Source organism: Streptomyces sp. NPDC127114 (genome assembly GCF_042677525.1).
Taxonomy (GTDB): Bacteria; Actinomycetota; Actinomycetes; order Streptomycetales; family Streptomycetaceae; genus Streptomyces.
In genome coordinates this window covers 1-1,630 of record NZ_JBHXTJ010000096.1, presented here as the reverse complement: position 1 = coordinate 1,630, position 1,630 = coordinate 1, and the positions used below count along the sequence as shown (strand labels likewise).

Annotated in this window: 2 protein-coding genes; one reads left to right on the top strand and one right to left on the bottom strand. The window is 71.7% G+C overall.

Going from position 1 to position 1,630, the window contains the following annotated elements; genetic code table 11:
• Positions 1 to 128: acyl-CoA dehydrogenase family protein (locus ACFVGS_RS37355; protein ID WP_385435730.1), on the bottom strand; the 128-nt coding region annotated here is incomplete at its 3' end.
• 132 nt (positions 129 to 260) lie between these two features.
• Here ACFVGS_RS37355 and ACFVGS_RS37350 point away from each other — a divergent pair.
• On the top strand, positions 261 to 1,598 hold the full coding sequence (locus ACFVGS_RS37350) for a UDP-glucose dehydrogenase family protein (RefSeq protein WP_385696935.1): 1,338 nt from the start codon (positions 261 to 263) through the stop codon (positions 1,596 to 1,598).
• Positions 1,599 to 1,630: the final 32 nt, after the last annotated feature.

Here is a 1,630-nt window from a genome sequence, read left to right as displayed (position 1 = left end):
CGGCCCTCCTCGTCGACCGCCGCCGCGAACGGAGCGATCTTCGCCTCCGCCAGCGCACGGACCGACTCCCGGAGCATCTCGTGCTCCTCCGGCAGACGATACAGATCGAAACCGGCGGATCCTGCCACGCTCATCCACTCCCACGCTTGCTAACTACCGTTAAGTAACCCAAATGGTAGGGCGTGACCCGGCCGCGATCCAGGCCCCGACTATGCTCGGGCAGGCATTCCGCCCGACCTCGACTCCTCACTGGAGACCGCATGGCCCTGAAGATCACCGTGATCGGCACCGGCTACCTCGGCGCCACCCACGCCGCGGCCATGGCGGAGCTCGGCTTCGAGGTCCTCGGGCTCGACGTCGTACCCGAGAAGATCGAGATGCTGGCCGCCGGGCGCGTCCCGATGTACGAGCCGGGCCTCGAGGACCTGCTCGCCCGGCACGTCGCCGGGATCGAGGGATCGAGCGGGCGGCTGCGCTTCACGACCTCCTGGGAGGAGGTCGGCGCCTTCGGCGACGTCCACTTCGTCTGCGTGAACACGCCGCAGAAGCACGGCGAGTACGCGTGCGACATGAGCTACGTCGACGCCGCCTTCGCCTCGCTCGCGGGCGTGGTGCGGCAGGGCGCGCTCGTCGTCGGCAAGTCGACCGTGCCCGTCGGCTCCGCCCGGCGCCTCGCCGGGCTGCTGCCCGAGGGCGTCGAACTCGCCTGGAACCCGGAGTTCCTGCGCGAGGGCTTCGCGGTGCAGGACACCCTGCACCCGGACCGGATCGTCGTCGGCCTGTCCGAGGGTGCCGGCGGCGAGCGGTCCGAGAAGGTGCTGCGCGAGGTGTACGCGGTGCCGGTCGCCGAGGGCTCGCCGTTCGTGGTGACCGACTACCCGACCGCCGAGCTGGTGAAGACCTCCGCCAACTCCTTCCTCGCCACGAAGATCTCCTTCATCAACGCGATGGCGGAGGTCTGCGAGGCGGCCGGCGGCGACGTGGCCAAGCTCGCGGAGGCGATCGGGCACGACGAGCGGATCGGCAGCAAGTTCCTGCGGGCCGGCATCGGCTTCGGCGGCGGCTGCCTCCCCAAGGACATCCGGGCCTTCATGGCGCGCGCCGGTGAGCTGGGCGCCGACCAGGCCCTGACCTTCCTGCGCGAGATCGACTCCATCAACATGCGGCGCCGCGCGTCCATGGTGGAGATGGCCCGCGAGGCGCTGGGCGGCGGCTTCCTCGGCAAGCGGGTCGCGGTGCTCGGCGCGACGTTCAAGCCGGACTCGGACGACGTCCGCGACTCGCCCGCGCTGAACGTGGCCGGCCAGATCCACCTCCAGGGCGGCCAGGTCACCGTCTACGACCCGAAGGGCATGGACAACGCCCGCCGGCTCTTCCCGACGCTCGGCTACGCGCCCACCGCGATCGACGCCGTGCGCGGCGCGGACGTGGTGCTGCACCTCACCGAGTGGCGCGAGTTCCGCGACGCGCTGGACCCGTCGGAGCTGGCCTCGGTGGTCTCCTCGCCCGTCATCCTCGACGGCCGCAACGCCCTCGACCCCCTGCGCTGGCGCGAGGCCGGCTGGACCTACCGCGCGATGGGCCGCCCGCGCGCCTGACACGGCAAGCACGCCCCGCGCGGGTCCTGTCT